The sequence below is a fragment of the Pseudomonas sp. R1-15 genome (genome assembly GCF_051132085.1).
Lineage (GTDB): Bacteria > Pseudomonadota > Gammaproteobacteria > Pseudomonadales > Pseudomonadaceae > Aquipseudomonas.
Genome location: NZ_CP071660.1, coordinates 2,554,596 through 2,574,337 on the forward strand (window position 1 = coordinate 2,554,596; position 19,742 = coordinate 2,574,337).

20 protein-coding genes are annotated in these 19,742 nt (G+C 62.8%); 18 read left to right on the forward strand and 2 right to left on the reverse strand.

Features of this window, described 5'->3' with window-relative positions:
* The first annotated feature begins 22 nt into the window (after positions 1-22).
* From J3P97_RS11720 to J3P97_RS11780, 13 genes are all read left to right on the forward strand, one after another.
* Positions 23-817, forward strand: a complete 795-nt coding sequence (locus J3P97_RS11720; protein ID WP_434674218.1) for an SDR family NAD(P)-dependent oxidoreductase — start codon at positions 23-25, stop codon at positions 815-817.
* A 12-nt stretch (positions 818-829) separates the two neighbouring features.
* Complete coding sequence (locus tag J3P97_RS11725; protein WP_434624136.1) at positions 830-1,870, forward strand: VPS10 domain-containing protein; 1,041 nt, start codon at positions 830-832, stop codon at positions 1,868-1,870.
* Positions 1,871-1,881: 11 nt separating this feature from the next.
* Complete coding sequence (locus J3P97_RS11730) at positions 1,882-2,331, forward strand: VOC family protein (protein WP_305495050.1); 450 nt, start codon at positions 1,882-1,884, stop codon at positions 2,329-2,331.
* A gap of 14 nt (positions 2,332-2,345) precedes the next feature.
* Positions 2,346-2,948: an amino acid synthesis family protein gene (locus J3P97_RS11735; protein WP_434674219.1), complete on the forward strand. Its 603-nt coding sequence runs from the start codon at positions 2,346-2,348 to the stop codon at positions 2,946-2,948.
* A 26-nt stretch (positions 2,949-2,974) separates the two neighbouring features.
* The gene (locus J3P97_RS11740) at positions 2,975-3,826 is read left to right on the forward strand and encodes an alpha/beta fold hydrolase (protein ID WP_434674220.1); all 852 of its coding nucleotides are present in this window, start codon (positions 2,975-2,977) and stop codon (positions 3,824-3,826) included.
* 14 nt (positions 3,827-3,840) lie between these two features.
* Complete coding sequence (locus J3P97_RS11745; RefSeq protein WP_434674221.1) at positions 3,841-5,448, forward strand: bifunctional 3-(3-hydroxy-phenyl)propionate/3-hydroxycinnamic acid hydroxylase; 1,608 nt, start codon at positions 3,841-3,843, stop codon at positions 5,446-5,448.
* The gene (locus J3P97_RS11750) at positions 5,445-6,209 is read left to right on the forward strand and encodes a 2-keto-4-pentenoate hydratase (protein WP_434674222.1); all 765 of its coding nucleotides are present in this window, start codon (positions 5,445-5,447) and stop codon (positions 6,207-6,209) included. The genes J3P97_RS11745 and J3P97_RS11750 overlap by 4 nt, the downstream gene beginning before the upstream one ends.
* Before the next feature lie 204 nt (positions 6,210-6,413).
* Positions 6,414-7,355 carry a helix-turn-helix domain-containing protein gene (locus tag J3P97_RS11755; protein ID WP_434674223.1) on the forward strand — a complete coding sequence of 314 codons (942 nt, stop codon included), beginning with the start codon at positions 6,414-6,416 and terminating at the stop codon, positions 7,353-7,355.
* Positions 7,356-7,575: 220 nt separating this feature from the next.
* Positions 7,576-8,244, forward strand: a complete 669-nt coding sequence (locus tag J3P97_RS11760; protein WP_434604566.1) for a GntR family transcriptional regulator — start codon at positions 7,576-7,578, stop codon at positions 8,242-8,244.
* A 76-nt stretch (positions 8,245-8,320) separates the two neighbouring features.
* Positions 8,321-9,127 carry an ABC transporter substrate-binding protein gene (locus J3P97_RS11765; protein ID WP_434674224.1) on the forward strand — a complete coding sequence of 269 codons (807 nt, stop codon included), beginning with the start codon at positions 8,321-8,323 and terminating at the stop codon, positions 9,125-9,127.
* A gap of 12 nt (positions 9,128-9,139) precedes the next feature.
* The gene (locus tag J3P97_RS11770; RefSeq protein ID WP_434674225.1) at positions 9,140-9,916 is read left to right on the forward strand and encodes an amino acid ABC transporter permease; all 777 of its coding nucleotides are present in this window, start codon (positions 9,140-9,142) and stop codon (positions 9,914-9,916) included.
* A 2-nt stretch (positions 9,917-9,918) separates the two neighbouring features.
* Complete coding sequence (locus J3P97_RS11775; RefSeq protein ID WP_434674226.1) at positions 9,919-10,698, forward strand: amino acid ABC transporter ATP-binding protein; 780 nt, start codon at positions 9,919-9,921, stop codon at positions 10,696-10,698.
* 43 nt (positions 10,699-10,741) lie between these two features.
* Positions 10,742-12,352: a gamma-glutamyltransferase family protein gene (locus J3P97_RS11780; RefSeq protein ID WP_434674227.1), complete on the forward strand. Its 1,611-nt coding sequence runs from the start codon at positions 10,742-10,744 to the stop codon at positions 12,350-12,352.
* A gap of 15 nt (positions 12,353-12,367) precedes the next feature.
* Here the strand turns inward: J3P97_RS11780 and J3P97_RS11785 are convergent, their stop codons facing one another.
* Complete coding sequence (locus J3P97_RS11785; protein WP_434674228.1) at positions 12,368-13,246, reverse strand: LysR substrate-binding domain-containing protein; 879 nt, start codon at positions 13,244-13,246, stop codon at positions 12,368-12,370.
* Positions 13,247-13,365: 119 nt separating this feature from the next.
* Between J3P97_RS11785 and J3P97_RS11790 the strand changes: the two genes are divergently transcribed.
* Positions 13,366-13,791, forward strand: a complete 426-nt coding sequence (locus J3P97_RS11790; protein ID WP_434674229.1) for a VOC family protein — start codon at positions 13,366-13,368, stop codon at positions 13,789-13,791.
* Between the two features lie 329 nt (positions 13,792-14,120).
* On the opposite strand, the gene kdgR is transcribed toward J3P97_RS11790, so the two are convergent.
* Positions 14,121-14,903, reverse strand: coding sequence for a DNA-binding transcriptional regulator KdgR (kdgR, locus tag J3P97_RS11795; protein WP_434604575.1), 783 nt, complete (start codon positions 14,901-14,903; stop codon positions 14,121-14,123).
* Between the two features lie 152 nt (positions 14,904-15,055).
* On the opposite strand from kdgR, the gene J3P97_RS11800 reads away from it, so the two are divergent.
* From J3P97_RS11800 to J3P97_RS11815, 4 genes are all read left to right on the forward strand, one after another.
* Positions 15,056-16,057, forward strand: coding sequence for a sugar kinase (locus tag J3P97_RS11800; RefSeq protein WP_434674230.1), 1,002 nt, complete (start codon positions 15,056-15,058; stop codon positions 16,055-16,057).
* Positions 16,058-16,060: 3 nt separating this feature from the next.
* On the forward strand, positions 16,061-17,272 hold the full coding sequence (manD, locus tag J3P97_RS11805) for a D-mannonate dehydratase ManD (RefSeq protein ID WP_434604579.1): 1,212 nt from the start codon (positions 16,061-16,063) through the stop codon (positions 17,270-17,272).
* Positions 17,273-17,327: 55 nt separating this feature from the next.
* The gene (locus J3P97_RS11810; protein ID WP_434674231.1) at positions 17,328-18,359 is read left to right on the forward strand and encodes a Zn-dependent oxidoreductase; all 1,032 of its coding nucleotides are present in this window, start codon (positions 17,328-17,330) and stop codon (positions 18,357-18,359) included.
* A gap of 78 nt (positions 18,360-18,437) precedes the next feature.
* Positions 18,438-19,730, forward strand: coding sequence for an MFS transporter (locus J3P97_RS11815; protein WP_434568715.1), 1,293 nt, complete (start codon positions 18,438-18,440; stop codon positions 19,728-19,730).
* The last annotated feature ends 12 nt before the right edge of the window (positions 19,731-19,742 follow it).

Below are 19,742 nucleotides of genomic sequence, written 5' to 3' on the forward strand. Positions count from 1 at the left end.
AATAATCACAAGAGGAACTGCTATGGATCTGGAATTGCAAGGCCGCGTGGCAATCGTCACCGGCGGTGGGATGGGTATCGGCAAGGAAGTCGCGCGTTTTCTGTCCCAGGAGGGCTGCAAGGTGGTGATCTGCGCGCGGCGCATGGAGTATCTCCAGCAAGCCGCCGAGGAGATCACCGCCGAAACCGGCAACCACGTGCTGCCGCTGTTCTGTGACACCAACCAGATGTCGGCCGTGTCCGACATGGTCCAGGCCGCCCACAAGCACTTCGGCCGGATCGACATCCTGGTCAACGGCGCCGCGGCCCCGTCCGGCGTGGTGCGCAACGACATCGAGCATGCCGGCGACGACGAATTGCTCTCGGACCTGAACACCAAGGTGATCGGCTATTTCCGTTGCGCCAAGGCCGTGACCCCGCACATGAAGGCCGGCGGCTTCGGTCGCATCATCAACATCGGTGGCCTGACCGGGCGCGGCAGCAAGGTGCTCTCGGGCATGCGCAACCTGGCCATCGCCCACATGACCAAGACCCTTTCCGATCAGTTGGGCCCATCCGGCATCACGGTCAACCTGATTCACCCCGGCGTGGTCGACACCCCGCACATCCAGGAGCTGTACGAGCGCGAAGGGGTCAAGCAGGGCAAGACGCCCGAGCAGGTGGAGCAGGGCTACATCGACGCGACGCCGATCCGGCGCACCCTGGCGCCGATTGAAATGGGCTGGCTGATCGGTTTCCTCGCGTCCCCCAAGGCCGGCGCGGTGACCGGCGAATCAATCGGCATCGATGGCGGCCTGACCCGTGGCATCTTCATTTGAGGAGCAGCAGTGATGAGTAACGGAACGCTTTTAGTCGCCACCGTAGGGCAGGCGGTCATCCGCAGCGCCGACGATGGCCGCACCTGGCATCGCCTGGGCCTGGGCCAGGACCTGGAATTCGATGCAATCACCCGGTCCCTGAGTTTCCACCCAGGCACTCCCGAAGTGATCTACGCCGGCACCGACGTCGGCCTGTGCATCAGCCGGGATGCCGGTGGTTATTGGCAGCGGGTGGATTCGCCGTTCAATGGCCAGACCGTCTGGAAGGTCGCGGTGGATCCGCAGGACGCACAACGCATTTTCGTCGGCACCGGCGCGCCTTCCCGAGCGGTGCTGTGGCGCACCCTCGACGGTGGCCAGAGCTGGGATCGTGCCCCGGTGGAAATCCCGGAGTTCTGCGACGGCGTCAGTCGTCCACGCTTGCTGGCCTTCGCCTACGACCCGACGGATCGCAACCAGCTCTGGTTCGGCCTGGAAGAGGGCGGGCTGTTCCATAGCCGCGATGGCGGCGACAGCTGGACCCGCGTCGATGACCGCTTGTTGTGGGACTACAACTCGGATGTGCACAACATCCTGGTCCTGCCCAACCATGGGCAAAAAGTCATCGTGGTGGTCTGTGTCAATGCCGTCTACCGCAGCCTCGACGAGGGGCAGACCTGGACCGGCATCGTCGCCCGGGAAACCTTCGGCCTGTATTACGTGCGCGCCATGAACGCGCCGCTGGGCAGCGAAGATACCCTGTACCTGAGCATCTCCGACGGCACGCCAGGCACCACAAGCAAGGTGCTGGTTTCCCGGGACGCGGCCTTGAGCTGGGAAGTGTTGCCGCTGTCGCAACAACCCAACTCGTGTGTCTGGGCGATTGCCTTCAACCCGGCTGATCCTCGCCAGATCGTCGCCGGCACCAAGTACGGACACCTGTTCACCTCCGAGAACGGCGGTGATGGCTGGCAGAAGCAGTGGCGTGAATTCAGCGAAATCGCTGATGTGCTCTGGACGCCCGCCGTGGCGCAGATCAAGTCCGGGCATCAATCCATCGTCAAGAAAAACTGAGGTATCGCGCGATGAAAGTCGAGGTCGTTCGTACTCATCTGTCGCTGTTCGTGAGTGACCCTGAAGTGTCGGCGCGCTGGTACGCCGACGTGTTGGGCATGCATGAAAGTGCCCGCGGTGAAAGCTGGATCATGATGGCCTTCGGTGCCAAGCACCACGACATCGCCTTGATCCGCGCAGCACCGGGGGCCCATCAGGGCGGCCTGGGATTGCAGCACTACGGATTGGAGATCGCGGGTGACATGACCACCCTGCGCCAGCTCTACGGCATGTTGCTGAACAAGGGCGTCGAGGTGGTGAAAATCACCGATCACGAGATCGGCAACGGCGTGTATTTCAACGACCCCGATGGCAATCGCATGGAATTTTTCCTCGAGTCCGAACACGACGACGAGCGCGGCAAGGCCCGCTTCAAGGCCGCTGGCGCGCCCAGCCGGCACTTCGATCTCGACCCACTTTGAAAGAGGCTTCCGTTATGAAAACCGCGAATTTCTCCAGCTACCACATCCGCAAATGGTACAGCTTCGTCGAGGAAACCCTGGCCAACGAAACCGGCCAGCTCGCCGATGGCGAGCCGTTGTTCAAATATGCCATCGGCGCGGTGATCGCCAATCCTTATGCCGGACGCTTCAGCGAGAGCCTGGCCGAGCTGATCGAACCGTCACCGTTGTTGGGCGAGGAATTCGGCCGGCGCATCCAGGCACTGGCGGGCGAGCGGCACATCATCAGCTACGGCAAGGCTTGCCTGGTGGGCAGCCAAGGTGAGTACGAACACGGCAATGCGCTACTGACCAACCCGGCGGCGGACCCGATTCGTGTGGCGTTGGGCGGCGGCAAATCCTGGGTGCCTTCCACCGGCAAGCGCGGTGGGCCGGGTACGACCATTGATGTGCCGCTGGCCCACAAGGATGCGCTGTATGTGCGTTCGCACTACGACAGCATTTCGCTTTCGTTCGGTGACGGTCCTTCCGCGGACGAGTTGATCATCATCTGGGCCTTCGCCACGCGCGGACGCCTGCATGCGCGTCTGGGCGGCCTCCGGGCAGCGGACGTCAAGGGCAACGACGGCCTGTACTGAAGCGCGCTGATCGCGGGAGCAAACGTATGTCGGCTAACAGCCAGTTCTTCACCAATCGGACGGGGATGCGCCTGCGTTATGTGCGCTGGGGCAACCCGTCAGCAATTCCGCTGCTGCTGCTCCATGGGCTGCGCTCCTACGCCCAGACCTGGGCGCCGCTGGCCGCTGCGCTGGGCGAGCAGTATGCCTGCCATGCGCTGGATCAGCGCGGCCGTGGCGAGAGTGACTGGGCCGAGGCGTCCAGCTATCGCACCGAGAGTTATGTGAGCGACCTGGAAGATTGGGTGGCTCATCTGGGCCTGGAGCGTTTTGTCCTGGTGGGCCATTCCCTCGGCGGCACCAATGCGCTGGAATACGCCCGGCTCAATCCCGGGCGACTGCACGCGCTGGTAATCGAGGACATCGGCCCCGGTTCGTCGACCCGTGGCGAGGGCGCCGAACGTATCCGCCGCGAGATGAGCCAGACGCCGCTGGTGTTTCCCGACTGGGACAGCGCCGCGCAATTCTGGCGGCAGTCGCGACCGGGTCTGTCGGCCGATGCGCTGGCGTCCCGATTGCGCTTTTCCATGAAGCAGACGCCGACGGGCATCGAATGGCGCCATGATCAGAAGGGCATTGCCGAGGCGCGCCTGAGCATCACCCCGACTGATCTGTGGCCCGCGGTGCGGGCGCTGGACTGCCCGACGCTGTTCATCCGCGGCGCACGTTCGGATTTTCTTCCGTTGGCAACCCTGGAGGCGATGCGCGAGGCCAATCCGCGGGTGCAGACAGCGGAAATCGCCGACGCCAGCCATTATGTCCATGACGATCAGGGCGACGTGTTCAACCGGGTCGTCGCGGATTACCTGCGTGATCAACTCTTGCAACTACAACAATAAAGCGGTGGATAGCGATGAAGCAGGACAAAACCCAGGTTGTCATCGTGGGCGGCGGCCCGAACGGGATCACGGCGGCGCATTACATGGGGCTGTACGGCATCGACTGCATCGTCCTCGAATTGGCCGAGGGCATCCTGCCGTATCCCCGGGCGGTGGGCATGGACGATGAGGCGCTGCGCGTGCTGCAAGGCATCGGCATTGCGGAACTGGCGGCGCGGGACATGATCTGCAACGTGCCCCTGCGTTACTACAACGCACGCGGTGTGTGCTTTGCAGAGGTCAAGCCGAGCACGGCCCACTATGGCTGGCCGATGCGCAACATCTTCATGCAGCAATTGCTTGAAGGCACCTTGCGTGAGCAGTTGGGCAAGCACGCGGGCGTCGAGCTGCGTCAAGGCCATGAAATGCTCGACCTGGAGCAGGATGAAGCGGGCGTGACCTTGCAGGTGCGCGACGCCCAGGGTGAGCTGTATCAGTTGAGCGCACAGTACGTGATCGGTGCCGACGGCGGCCGCTCCAGCGTGCGCAAGAAACTCGGTATCGAGCTGCTGGGGCTGACCCATCCGCGCAAATGGGTGGTGGTCGACACGGCCAACGACACCCTGGATGCGCCGTACACAGCTCTGCATGCCGATCCCCAGCGGCCCTTCGTGTGCATCTATTTGCCGTACCAGCAACGACGTTGGGAGTTCATGCTGCTGGAAGACGAGGACGAGGCCCGCATGTGCGAAGAAACAACGATCCGACAGTTGATCCGTGGTCATATCGGCGATGCGGTCGATCAGTTGGAGATCATCCGGATCCGCGCCTACACCCACAACTCGCGGGTGGCGGCGCGGTTTGTCGCCGGCCGCGTGGCGTTGGTGGGCGATGCGGCGCACATTTCTCCGCCCTGGGCCGGGCAGGGACTCAACTCGGGCCTGCGTGACGTGGTCAACGTGGCCTGGAAACTGGCGGCGATCCTCCAGGGCCGGGCATCACCGGCGATACTCGCCAGTTACGACCAGGAGCGCCGCGGTCACGCGACGGACCTCATCGCGCTGGCCGATAACATGGGCGCGGTCCTCGGCCTGACCAATCCACTGATGGCCGGCGTGCGGGACTGGTTGTTCCAGGCGGTGAACAGCGTCGACAACCTTCGCTCGCACTTGCTGGAGTTCAAGTTCAAACCCAAGGCGACCATCACCAAAGGCCTGGTCTACCACGAGCGCGCGGAGCTGCACGAGGATGATCTGGTCGGGCAATTGTTCATCCAGCCTTCAATCGAAGATGCCCAAGGGCAGCGTCGACAGCTGGATGAGGTGCTGGGGCATTCCTACGCGGTGCTCGGTTATCGGGTCAATCCGGCCGCGCACCTGGGCGAAGAAACCGCGGCCTGGTGGGCGCGCTGGGAGACGCGCTTCATCCAGATCAATCGTTCGCGCAGTGGCGTGGGGCGCAATCAGCCCTTGGCGGCCGAAGGCGCCATATGCATTGAAGACGTTGATAACCGTCTGGGCGAATGGTTTGCCAGGGTGCGCGATTGCATCGTGGTGGTGCGGCCGGATCGGTTTGTCGCGGCGATCACCACGCCCGAGCGGCTCGAAGGCGTGTTGCGCAAACTGGCGGAGCAACTGTCATGAGGCGTGAAGATGATGTGTTGGTCCGGCTTCACGATGCCGCGCAGGCGGTACATGCCTTGCCTTCATTGGAATCACAGGCTTTCGATCTACCGAAGGGCTACGCCTTGCAGCGCGAGGCGTTGCGCCGACGCCAGGCCGCCGGTGAGCAGTTGAGCGGGTGGAAAGTCGCTTTCGCTGGCCGTGCGGCGCAGGAACGCTTCGGGCTCGATGAGCCGGTATTGGGCGGCTTGACCGATGCCATGGCCGTGGAGCCCGGCAGTGCGGTGGCGCTTGCACGGCTGATCCAGCCGAAGCTGGAAATCGAATTGGCGTTTGTCCTCGGGCGCGCGCTGGAGCCTGGTTTTCACAGCGACGAGGACATCCTCGCCGCCGTGTCGGAGGTCGCGCCAGCGTTCGAGATCGCCGATTGCCGCTGGCAGGGCTGGCGCTTTGGTGTCGGCGCGTTCCTGGCCGACAATGCCGCCGCGGGGCTGTACTGCGTGGGGCCACGGGTGGGGTTCAGTCCTGATCAATTGCCCCACGTGAACTACCGGCTGGAATGCGACGGGGTGGCATGCGGAGAAGGAAACGTGCTGGCGCGCGAGGACACGCCGGTGTCGAATTTGTGTTGGCTGGTCAGGCGATTACTGGCCGATGGGCAATGCGTTGAGGCGGGGCAGGTGGTGCTTTCCGGGTCGTTGTTGGCGCCGTTGGACATCAGGCCCGGCGAATATCGCTTGCACATGCTTGGCACGGAACTGGCTTTGGTTTTCCACCGATAAGAACAATTCTCTCAAGGACGCGATGAGCCCGTGGCGAGGGAGCTTGCTCCCGCTGGGCTGCGAAGCAGACCCCTTTTTGTGAGCGCTTCGCCCTGGAGCGCCAGCCCGGTCAAGCGGGAGCAAGCTCCCTCGCCACGGGGTTTATCGATTTCCTTGCATATCAGCATCGGGCAATGAGCGCAGGGCCACCGAGGAACAACGATCATGTTCGCCGAAGTTCGTACCTTCAATGATCCTCAACAACACGCCGGTTCGATCCTCGGCTGGCATCAGGTCTATGACCAACTCGGCCGTGGCTGCCTTTCCAGCGAGCTGCGGCAGGTGTGCGCCGAGCGCTTCCAGATATTCCAGGAGGTGCTGGACAAACGCGTGGTGCAGCGCGGTAGCGCGCCGAAAGGGCGCTTGTGCATTGCCCTGTCGCTGGGCAATGCGCCGGTGGTCCAAGGGCACCAAGTCGGCGCCCACAGCGTCGTGCTGTTGCGCGACGGCGAAGACTTCATCTTGCACGCCCCGGAAGGCATGCATTTCTTCGCGGCCAATGTCGACACGGTGCGTTTTGCCAAGCTGGCAGCTTATGAGCTGGCGGACGAACAGCTCAAACGCCTGAAAAGCGTTTCGCAAATCAGCGTGGATGAAGCGGTGTTGTCGAGGGTCCAGCAGCAGATCCAACCGCTGTTTCGTCACCTTTTGGAACAAGCGGGCGCCGCCAATCCCACCGTGGAAAAAATCCTCGAAGACGTCCTGCTCAATGCTTTCCTCGATCTGTTCAGCCATGCCTCGGACGAGGTGCGTGGGCGTCGCGGCAACGTTGCCGTCAATGCCTACCTGGTCAAGCGCTGCCAGGAATTGGTCATGGCCAGCGCCGAAGCACCATTGAGCATCCTGGACCTGTGCGAACAATTGCGCGTGAGCCGCAGGACCTTGCAGAACAGCTTCCAGGCGGTCACCGGGATGCGTCCGGTGGAGTACTTGCGCAACCTGCGACTCAATGCGGTGCGTCGCCGTTTGATCAGCACCCGTGCGACCGCGCTGAATGTCAGCGAGATCGCCGTGGCGATGGGTTTTTTCCACCTGAGCCACTTCGCCACCCATTACCGGGCACTGTTTGGTGAGTCGCCTTCGGACACACCCCGGGCACCGGCTTGATGGGCTGCGGTGTTACCAAACCATCCCCCCTGCACCCATAAAAGGCGCCGCTGAGCTGTTTGGTAGCACACCCGGTGCGACCCAGCCTGTAGCGCGCCCGCCGTTTTCCTCGACAACTTCCTCAAAATCAATCCCTTGCACAGCCAGCGGTGCGGTTGGCACGCATTCTGCTTTTGTGAATCCATGGATAATTGGATACAAAAATGCAGAAGGTGCTGCCATGCAGTTTGCCCCGACCTACGCTGAACGTCCGCCCATCACTGCCGAGGAGGAAGCCTACAATTTTTTGCTGGAGGCCATTTGCGGCGGGCGCCTGCGCAAAGGCGACCGGCTGATCGCCGAGGACATCGCCAACGAGATCGGCATGAGCCGCATGCCGGTGCGCGAGGCTTTCAGGCGTCTGGATGCCCAGGGCCTGGTGACCCTGCGGCCCAATCGCGGCGCGGTGGTCAGTGGCCTGGACATTGACGAACTGCACGAAGTCTTTGAAATGCGCAGCGCCCTCGAAGGCCTGGCGGTCCGCGTTGCCACGGCGAAAATCGGCGAGCGTCAACTGGCCGCCCTGGAACGCCTGCTGGACGAGATGGACGATTACCGCGAAGAGAGCGCCGAGTGGGTCAGCCGCCATCGCGCGTTCCATGAATATCTATGCAGCCTCAGCGGTCGGCCGCGCTTGTTGAAGCAGATCAGCGCGCTTTATTCGCTGATCGAAGCGCCGATGCGCCTGTGGCTGCAGCACGTGGAAAAGCCCCTGAGTGCGCGCCAGGAGCACACGCTGATCCTCGATGCCCTGCGTGCGGGCGATGCCGCAAAGGCCGAGGCGGTGGTGCGTGCGCACATCGAGGGCACCGTTCCTGAATTGATCGAGTTTCTGCAATCGAAAAAATAACGAGAGCAGGCTTTAAGCCTGCCCCGTGTTTTGACTTTGAGTACTGCCGTCATTTACTGAACTGGAGTGTCTGGTCATGCATAAGCCTCGCCTGTTGGTCGCCGCTTTATCCTTGGGTTTCTTCGCGCAATGGGCGGCGGCTGCGCCCGTTGTCCCGGAGCGTCTGCTCAAGGCCGATAAACTCGTCTACTGCTCGGGCATGGATTCGCCACCGCTGGTGTCCTTCGATGCGGCGCAGAAACCCAAGGGACTGACCGTGGACCTGGGGCTGGAAATCGCCAAGCGCCTGGGCGACAAGAAGGTCGAATGGCGGGTCATTCCCTTCTCGGGACTGCTCCCGGCGCTGCTGGCCCGGCAGTGCGACATGATCGTCGACCAGCTGTTCGACAAGCCTGAGCGCCGCGAGGTGATCGACATCGTCAACTACATGTATTCCAGCCAGGCGGTGGTGGTGCCCAAGGGCAACCCCAAGGGTCTCAAGACGCTGCAGAGTCTCTCCGGCCACAAGGTCGCGGTACTCAACGGTTCGACCATCAAGACCCTGCTCGACGCCGAGAACGAAACCCTGGCCAAGGCCGGCAAGCCGCCGATGAAGCTGGTGGTCTACAACTCCGACACCGATGCCTTCCAGGCCCTGCGCATCAGCCAGGTCGACGCCTACGGCACCACCGTGGAAACCGCCAGTTACTACGCCACCATGGCCCCCGACCTGTTCGAGGAAGGCGTGCCGGCCTTCAGCCGGATTCTCACCGGCCTGGGTATTCGCAAGGACGATCCGCAACTGACCGCCGCCGTGCAGCAAGTCGTCAGCGACATGCGCAGCGACGGCAGCTACAGCCAACTGCTCGGCAAATGGCATGTCGCCAGTGACACGCTTGATTGAGGTGAACCGTCGATGAATTTCAATTGGGATGTGTTCTGGCAGTACCTGTTGCAGCCCAGTGAGGTGTACCTCACCGGGCTGTGGCTGACCTGCCTGATCAGCGTGCTGGCGATGCTGCTCGGCTGTGTCCTGGGGCTGGCGGCCGCGCTGCTGCGGTTGTCGAAGAACCCGTTGCTGCACCTGCCGGTGCGCTTCTACGTGTGGCTGATGCGCGGTACGCCGCTGCTGGTGCAGATCGTCTTTCTCTACACCGCGCTGGCTGCCGGCGGGATTTTCCGCTTCGAAGACATCGAACTGTTCGGCCTGGTGGTGCCCGGCAATATCCAGGCGGCGATCATCGCCCTGGGCCTCAACGAGGGCGCCTACATGGCCGAGATCATTCGCGCCGGCATCGGTGCGGTGGACAAGGGCCAATACGAGGCCGGACGTTCCCTAGGCATGACCTTCGCCAAGCTGATGCGTCGCATTGTCTTGCCCCAGGCGTTCCGGGTCATCGTTCCGCCGCTGGGCAACGAGTTCAACGTGATGCTCAAGAACACCACGCTGGTCAGCGTGATCGGCGTGCAGGAACTGCTGCTCAGTACCCAGATGGTCACGTCGGCGACGTTCCGGGTGTTCGAGTTGTACCTGGTGGTGGCGATCTATTTCCTGCTGCTGACCACCCTGTGGGGCTTTTTCCAGCGCTGGCTGGAGGGCCGTTTCGGCCAGTCGGACCGGCCGTCGTCACCGCCGCCGGCGTCGCTGCGGATGTTTGGTCGCAGCACCTTGAACCTGCTGAGGGCACGTTGACCATGGCGCACAAGAGTGAAGAGCTGATCATCGAGGCGCTGGACGTGCACAAGTCCTTCGGTGAGTTGCAGATTCTCAAGGGCATCTCGCTGCAGGTGCGGCGCGGTGAAGTGGTGGTGCTGATCGGCGCGTCAGGCTCCGGCAAGACCACCTTCATCCGTTGCATCAATCTGCTGGAAGACATCCAGGGCGGACGCATTCGCGTCAATGGCCAGGCCATGGGTTACCGCGAGCGGGCCGACGGCAGCCTGGTGCGTGAGTCGGAGCGCAACATCGCCCGACAGCGGCGGGACATTGGCATGGTGTTCCAGCGCTTCAACCTGTTCCCCCACATGACCGCGATGGAAAACATCATCGAGGCGCCGATCCAGGTGCTCGGCGTGCCTCGCGCCGCTGCGCTGGAACAGGCTCGCGGCTTGCTGGAGCGGGTCGGCCTGGCGGACAAGGCTGATCACTACCCGTCGATGCTTTCCGGCGGCCAGCAGCAGCGGGTGGCGATTGCCCGCGCGCTGGCGATGAAACCCCAGGCCATGCTGTTCGACGAACCGACCAGCGCCCTCGACCCGGAAACCGTTGGCGAGGTCCTGCAGGTGATGAAGGAGTTGGCCGAGGAGGGCATGACCATGGTCGTGGTGACCCACGAGATGGGCTTTGCCCGCGAAGTGGCGGACCGCGTGGTGGTGCTCGATCAGGGCGAGCTCATCGAGCAAGGGCCGCCGGAGCAGATTTTCTGTCACCCCATCCACCCGCGCACCCGGGCCTTTCTCAGTCGCGTGCTGTGACCTTTCCCCGGCCATGAATTCCCCGTATTGAAGAGCCTTTGCCATGTTGAAATTTTCTGCCCACGAATACCCCTATCCGTCGCAGCGCCAGAGCGTTTTTGCCCGTCGCGGCATGGTCGCCGCGTCCCAGCCCCTGGCGGCCCAGGCCGGCATCGAGGTCATGCAAAAAGGTGGCAACGCCATCGACGCCGCCATCGCCACGGCGGCGGCGCTGACGGTGGTGGAGCCCACCGGCTGCGGTATCGGCGGTGACGCCTTCGCGTTGGTCTGGTGCAAAGGTCAGTTGCATGGGCTCAACGGCAACGGCCATGCACCGGCGGCCTTGAGCATCGAGGCGGTCAGGGCGGCCGGCCATGAACAGATGCCGGTGTATGGCTGGACTCCCGTCACCGTTCCCGGTTGCCCGTCGGCTTGGGCCGAGCTGTCTCGGCGCTTCGGCAAGCTGCCTTTCGCCGAGTTGCTGCAACCGGCGATCAGCCTGGCGCGGGACGGTTTTGTAGTGTCGCCGGTGGTTGCCCATCAATGGCAGGTCGCGGTGAGCGAGCTCACGCCTCATCGCGATCCGGTCCTGGAGGCCTGGTTCGATACCTTTCTCATCGAAGGTCGCGCGCCACGGGCCGGGGAGATTTTCCGCAACCCGGCCCAGGCCCACACGCTCCAGGAATTGGCCGACACGTGCTGCGAAAGCCTCTATCGCGGCGCATTGGCCGAGCGCCTGGATGCCCATTCCCGAGCCAGCGGCGGCTACCTGCGTGCCTCGGACCTGAGGGATTATCGCGCCCAGTGGGTCGACCCCATCCATGTCAATTACCGTGGCGTCGATGTCTGGGAGATCCCGCCGAGCGGGCAGGGCCTGGTGGCCTTGATGGCGTTGAAAATACTTGAAGGCTTCGACTTCGATCACCGTGACAGCCAACAGACCTGGCATCGCCAGTTAGAGGCGATGAAGCTCGCCTACAGCGACGGCCTGCATCACATCACCGACCCCCTGCACATGCGCGTGGCGGTGGCCGATTTGCTCAGTGATGACTACAGCGCCCGCCGTCGCGGACAGATCGGCGAGCAGGCCCAACCGCCGAAGCCCGGCGATCCCCACGCCAGCGGCACGGTGTACCTGGCGACCGCAGACGGCGAGGGCAATATGGTCTCGTTCATCCAGAGCAACTACCACGGGTTCGGCTCCGGCGTGGTGCTGCCCGACAGCGGAATCGCCCTGCAGAATCGCGGCCAGGAGTTCAGCCTCGATCCGACTCACGCGAACTGCCTGGCCCCCGGCAAGAAGACCTTCCACACCATCATTCCCGGATTCCTCACCCGCGATGGCCAGCCCCTCGGCCCCTTCGGCGTAATGGGCGGCTACATGCAACCCCAGGGACATGTGCAAATGGTCATGAACCTGGTGGATTTCGGCCTGAACCCGCAAGCGGCCCTGGATGCGCCGCGCTGGCAGTGGCTGGGCGAGATGAAGGTCGGCATCGAGCAGGGCGCTTCACGGGACCTGATCAATGCCCTGGCACGCCGCGGCCACGAGGTTCAGGTCGCCAGCGACCTGACCGATTACGGGCGCGGCCAGATCATCCTGCGCGATCCGGTCACTGGCGTCTTGTGTGGCGGGACCGAACCGCGGGCGGATTCGCATATCGCGGTCTGGTAGCCGCTGCAGAGGGCGTTATCCAACCCCACCGCCGGCCTGCTCTTGAATCAGTTCGGCTAACGTCGCGACGGGGTCGGCAAGGCTCTGTCGCGATCGATGGATGAGGCCGATATCGCGGTGAAAGGTGTGCTGGCCCAAGTCGAGCGCCCGCACACCTTTCGGCCATGGCTGATGGGCCGATGTCTGCGGCACCAGGGCGACACCGACGCCTTTTTCCACCAGTTTGATGATCGAGTCCAGTTCATCCAGCTCGCACACTTCGCGCAAGGTGAAGTGCATCTGCCGCAGGAAACGGTCGACCTGCCTGCCACCGAAGGACGACCGGTCATAGCGGATGAAAGGTTGGCTGGACAGCAGCGTCGACCAGTCCTCGCCAAGCATTCCACGGGGGACGATCAACCGGTAGGGCTCAAGCGCCAGGGTCGTCCAGCGCAGGTCGCTTTGCAGCGAGAACGGCGGGCGGATCATCACCGCCAGATCGATTTCGCCGGCGTCCACCAGGTTGATCAGCTCGACCGACAGGCCCGGCACCACACGCGTGCGACATTGCGGACATTGCTGGTGGAACCTGGCGAGGGCGTCCGGCAGGTAGGAGCGCTGGACGGAGGCGATCGCGCCGATGTTCACGAGTACGCTGGGAGGAAGCCCGGGCGTCGTGGAGCCGAGATTCTCGTAAAGGCGAATCAGCTCCTGGGCTTGCAGGAGTATCTGCTGGCCCCGCTTGTTGAGGTGGGCCGAGCGTCCCTTGCGGTCGAACAGCTCGAAGCCCAGTTCGGCTTCCAGACGCTGGATCTGCGCGCTGATCGCCGCCTGGGTGAGGCCGATCCTGTGCCCGGCGGCGGCAAAGGTGCCTTCGCGCGCCACGGCGATGAGGGTCTTGAGTTCTTTGATCATTGATCAACATTAGTTGTGTTTCTAAGAAATTTATATTGATTTTTTTGTTGTGCGTGCGCGCCTAGGATGGGCTGCACGCGCCGTTGCGTATCCCGATAGATAACGTCCTTGGAGTCCAGATGAGCCTCTCACCTTTCCACCTTGCGATTCCGGTGTATGACCTGGCGGCAGCCCGCACTTTTTATGGACAAGTCTTTGGGTTGGAGGAGGGTCGTTCAAGCGAGCAGTGGGTCGATTTCAACTTCTATGGGCACCAGTTGGTGATCCACGAGCATCCGAAGACCGCTTCCCAGGAAAACGCGCACAGCAATGCCGTGGATGGGCACGATGTGCCGGTGCCGCACTTCGGCGTCGTGTTGGGCTGGGCGGAATGGGAAGCACTGGCCGAGCGATTGAAGTCGTTTGGTACCGAATTCGTGATCGAACCCTACGTGCGCTTCAAGGGCCAGGTCGGCGAGCAGGCGACGATGTTCCTGTTCGATCCATGCGGCAATGCGCTGGAGTTCAAGGCGTTCAAGGACATGAGCCAGTTGTTCGCGAAATAATGGCTGGGCGTTAAAGACTGTGGAAGCAAGCTGAATGCAAGGCTGAACACTCACTATCCCTGTGGGAGCGAGCCTGCTCGCGAAAGCGGTGGATCAGTTTGCAGTGATATCGGATGTGCCGACGCCTTCGCGAGCAGGCTCGCTCCCACAGGTATGCGGTTCACTTAAGAACAACGGTGGATCTGTGGCGAGGGAGCTTGCTCCCGCTGGGTCGCGAAGCGGCCCCAAAACCTGCCGCATGGGGAGCATCAGGCACACCGCACCTGCCGGTTCACGACTGCTTCGCAGCCGAGCGGGAGCAAGCTCCCTCGCCACGGGTTCGACGGCGATCAGCGCCCATGCCAACCCAACTGGCTCGAAATCTGCTGCGTCGCCTGCATCAGTTGCTTGACGTAGTCCTGCTTCAACTCTTCCCGGAAGCGAAAGCACGGGAATGAAACGCTCATCCCGCCGATCACATGGCCGAACCGGTCGCGGATCGGTGCCGCCAGGCAGCGCATGTTGTCTTCGAATTCTTCGTGATCCTCGGCATAGCCCTGCTGGCGAACAATCTCCAACTCCTGCAGATACGCCTCGACACTGGTCAAGGTATTGGCCGTACGACGCTCGAAGCTTTCCTGCGCGAGGTGCGCGAGCAGCTCTTCCTCTTCCAGCCACGCCATCAGCACCTTGCCGATCCCGGTGCAGTACAACGGCGCCCGCCGGCCGATGCGCGAATACATGCGCAGGTTGTACTTGGAGTCGATCTTGTGCACGTAGACGATGCTGCCTTCGTCAAGGATCCCCAGGTGCACGGTCTCGCCGGTCAGCTCGTTGATCCGGCGCATCCCCGGCTCCGCTTCGCGAACGATGTCCAGATGGGGCAGGGCCTGGGCGCCCAGTTCGAACAGCCGGACGCTGAGGCGATAACGGTCTTCGGCATCCTGCACCACATACCCGCGAGCCTTGAGTGACTGCAGGAAGCGATAAACCGTGGCTTTGGACATGTCCAGTTTGGTGGCGATTTCCGACACGCCGCTTTCTTCCGGATGCTCGGCCAGGGCTTCGAGCACGGCCATGGTCCGGCCAACCGCCGACACCAGATCGTTGTTGGGAATGACGCTGTTGTCCATGAAGGCTCCAACGTGAAAGTAAAACCCAAGGATATACGCAAGCAGAACAAAACGCTGTTTCATTTTTGCTTGACGAGGCCGGAAATCTGACTAGACTCGGGCCTTGAGATAAAAATGAAACGCCGTTTTAAAAACAAGAAAGGCGCGTAGTGATGGATTTGACACTCAACCATGGCCCGGACACCCGCTTCCCCCGACCGCTGAAGGTCGCGCTGGTGGGTGAGTGCATGATCGAGGTGCGCGGCGGGCCGGATGCCGAGATCACGCAGACCTTCGGTGGCGATACGCTTAACACCGCGGTCTACCTGGCCCGATTGAATCCACGTGGCGCCGTCGCCGTGGACTACATGACCGCGGTGGGCAACGACGCATTCAGCGCGGCCATGCGCCAGTCCTGGCTGGACGAAGGCATTGGCGATGAGCATGTCCGGGTGATCGAGGATGCGCTGCCGGGGTTGTACTTCATCCAGACCGATCCACACGGCGAGCGGCGGTTCCTCTACTGGCGCGGGGAAGCCGCGGCGCGGCGCATGTTCGAAGGCGCCGAGGCCGAGGCCATGCTCGCTGCGCTGGCCGATTACGACTATGTCTACCTGAGCGGCATCACCCTGGCGATCCTCCTGCCGGAGGGGCGCGAGCGCCTGATCCATGCCTTGCATCGGGTTCGCCGGGCGGGCACGCGCATTGTCTTCGACAACAACTACCGTCCCCACCTTTGGCCCGACCCTGAAACGGCTCGGCAGGCCTATCGCGATCTGCTGCACCTGAGCGACCTGGCGCTGGTGACTTGGGAAGACGACGCGAGCCTGTTCGGCTACCACGACCCTGATGCCTTGTTCAGTGCCTACGCCGAGGCGGGAGTCCGCGAAGTCGCCCTCAAGCGTGGCGCGGCCAGTTGCCTGATCCAGTGTCCCGCGGGGCGTTTCGAAGTGCCCGCGCAGGCCGTCGCGCAGGTCGTCGACACCACCGCTGCCGGTGATTCGTTCAACGCTGCGTACCTGGCCTGCCATCTGCGCGGTGGTGATCCGCAGCAGGCCGCCCGCTGGGGCCATCGCCTGGCTGCCGAGGTCGTCCAGTACCGGGGCGCGCTGATTCCGCAGGCGGCCATGCCGAGCATGGGCACGTCCTCATTTCCTTTTGTCGAACAGGTCTGACTTATGAAAATCGTTGAAGCGCGTGTCATCGTTACCTGCCCGGGGCGCAACCTGGTCACGTTGAAGATTGTCACCGAGGAAGGCATCTACGGCATTGGCGACGCAACGCTCAATGGCCGCGAACTGGCCGTCGTCGCCTACCTGGAAGAGCACGTTCTTCCCGCGTTGATCGGCCGTGATGCCCATCGCATCGAGGACATCTGGCAGTACCTCTATCGCGGCGCTTACTGGCGTCGGGGGCCGGTGACCATGACGGCCATCGCCGCCGTCGACGTGGCGCTCTGGGACATCAAGGCCAAGGCCGCGAACATGCCGCTGTACCAATTGCTCGGCGGTAAGAGCCGTGAGCGGGTGATGGTCTACGGGCACGCCACCGGCAAGGACATCGAAGGCTGCCTGGACGAAGTCGCCCGTCACGTCGAGCTGGGCTACAAGGCCGTGCGGGTGCAATGCGGAGTCCCGGGCATTGCCACGACGTACGGGGTCGCCAAACGCAGTGGCGAGCGTTATGAGCCGGCCGACAGCGACCTCCCCGCGGAACACGTCTGGGACACCGCCAAATACCTCAACTATGTACCCAAGCTGTTCGCCGCCGTGCGCGAGCGTTTTGGCGATGACCTGCACATTCTCCACGACGTGCATCATCGCCTGACGCCCATCGAGGCCGGGCGCCTGGGCAAGGCCGTGGAACCGTACAACCTGTTCTGGCTGGAAGACTGCACGCCGGCGGAAAACCAGCAGAGCTTCCGCCTGATCCGCCAGCACACCACCACGCCGCTGGCGGTGGGCGAGGTGTTCAACTCGATCCATGACTGCCGCGAGCTGATCCAGGAACAGTTGATCGACTACATCCGCACGACGCTGGTGCATGCCGGCGGCATTACCCACGTGCGGCGAATTGCCGATTTCGCCGCGCTGTTCCAGGTGCGTACCGGTTTTCACGGGGCCACCGACCTGTCACCGGTGTGCATGGGCGCGGCCCTGCATTTCGATACGTGGGTGCCGAACTTCGGCATTCAGGAACACATGCCTCACGAAGACCGCATCGATGAGGTCTTCCCTCATGCGTATCGCTTCGAGGACGGCCATTTCACCCCGGGCGAAACGCCAGGGCATGGCGTCGATATCGATGAAGAGCTTGCCCGCCAATACCCCTACAAACGCGCCAGCTTGCCGGTCAACCGTCTTGAAGACGGCACGCTGTGGCATTGGTGAAACGGTTTCAACCCATTCAAGGAAACGGGACGAATGTCCCGCCAGGAGTCTTCCGATGAAAGCGTTCCAGGTAAGAGCACCCTTCGAGTTCGGCCTGGCCCAGGTCGACCGCCCCGAGGTCGCTCGTGGCGAGGTGCTGGTCGATGTGGCGTATGCCGGCATCTGTGGCTCGGACATGCACATCATTCACGGGCAGAACGCATTCGTGCGTTTCCCCAGGGTCACCGGCCATGAATTCTCCGGCGTGATCCGGCAGGTCGGTGAAGGTGTCGAGCACCTCCAGACAGGCGACCGGGTTTGCATCGATCCGGTGATCAGTTGCGGCACCTGTTATCCCTGCCGCATTGGGCGGCCGAACGTCTGCACGCGGCTGCAAGTGATCGGCGTGCACCGTGACGGCGGCTTCAGCGAGCAGGTCTGCGTCCCGGCCGAGAACGCTCACCGCTTGCCCGATTTGATGTCCCTCAGCCACGGCGCCCTGGTGGAGCCTTATTCCATTGCCCTGAACGTGCTCGATCGGATGCAGCCGCAGCCGGGTGACAGCGTGTTGATCTACGGCGCCGGCGTGATCGGCCTGACCCTGGTGCAAATGGCCCGGGCGCTGGGAATGACCGACATCACCGTGACCGATGTCATTGACAACCGCCTGGAGACAGCGCGTGCGCTGGGCGCCAGTCGGACCCTCAACGGCCAGCAAGTCGATGTCGAAGCGCTGATGCGTGAGCACACCCAGGGCGAGGGTGTGCCGTTGATCGTCGATGCTGCCTGCATTCCGGCGCTGATGCCGCAGATGGTGCGCCTGGCCTCGCCGGCCGGGCGCATCGGATTGCTCGGCTTCAATGCCACGCCCAGCGATCTGGTGCAGTTGGAAATGATCAAGAAGGAATTGACCCTGGTCGGTTCCAGGCTCAACAACCGCAAGTTCCCCCAGGTGATCGAACTGATCGCCAGCGGCAAATTGCAGGTCCAGGACCTGATCAGCCATCGCGTCAGCTTCGATGAAATGCCCGGCGCCATCGACCTGATCGAGAAGCACCCCGAGCAAACCCGAAAAGTCCTGGTGGAGCTGACGAGCGCCCTTCACTGAGCCGTCTGCATCACCGGTTCCATCGTGCCTGTCATGGGCACCCTCACCGAATAAACACAACAAGCGGGAGGTTCCACCATGTTTGGTCAAGGACGTAGCTTAATCATCATCATGCTGTTCCTGGCCGGGGTGATCAATTACCTCGACCGGTCGGCATTGTCTGTGGCGGCGCCGTTCATCCAGAAGGACTACGGTCTGAGTACGGGTGAGATGGGCATGATCTTCAGCAGCTTTTTCGTCGGTTATGCCGCCTTCAACTTCATCGGTGGCTGGGCCGCCGACCGTTATGGCGCGAAGACCACGTTGCTGCTGGCCATGGTCCTGTGGTCGTTATTCAGCGGCCTCACGGTGCTGACGGTGGGCTTCGCGTCGCTGGTGCTCATCCGGATCCTGTTCGGCATGGGCGAAGGTCCGCTGAGCGTCACTACCAGCAAGATGGTGAACAACTGGTACACCCCCAAGCGCCGGGCGCGAGCCCTCGGCGCCTCGATGTCCGGCACGCCGCTGGGCGGGGCGATTTCCGGTCCGGTGGTGGGCTTCATTGCGGTCACCTACGGCTGGAAGGTGTCGTTCATCATCATCATGCTGGTCGGCCTGATCTGGGCGGCAATCTGGTACAAGTTCGTCAAGGAAAAGCCCGAGGGCGAGGGCGCCGAGGATATCCTGCGGGCGGAGGGGCAGAGCGAGCTGGCGTCGCAACCGGTATTCCCGCTGCGGTTCTACCTCAAGCAGCCGACGGTGCTGTTCACCTCCCTGGCGTTCTTTTCCTATAACTACACGCTGTTCTTCTTCCTGACCTGGTTCCCCAGTTATCTCACCATGGCCCACGGCCTGAACGTCAAGGACATGAGCATCGCCACGGTCATCCCCTGGCTGCTGGGGTTCCTGGGTCTGGCATTGGGTGGGTTCATTTCCGACTTCGTGTTCAAGAAGACCGGGCGGATCATGTTCTCGCGCAAAGTCGTGCTGGTGACTTGCCTATTGGCCTGCGCCGGTTGCATCGGCGTCGCCGGGGTGGTGAAGACGCTATATCCGGCCGTGATCCTGGTGGCGCTGGCGGTGTTTTTCCTCTACCTCACCGGCGCGATCTATTGGGCGATCATCCAGGATACGGTGCCTGCGGCGCGTGTCGGCGGCGTCAGTGGCTTCATGCATTTCCTGGCCAACACCTCGGGCATCATCGGGCCGACCCTGACCGGGTTCATCGTCCAGTTCACCGGCTCGTTCACCAGCGCGTTCCTGCTGGCGGGCCTGCTGACTATCATCGGTGCGCTGTGCGTGGCGCGTTACGTCAAGCCGCTGGCGGTAGCAGGTGTCGCGCCGCAGGCCGATGCAGGCGTCCAGCCGCGTCCAGCCCTCGACCATCCCTGAAGGAGGATAGCC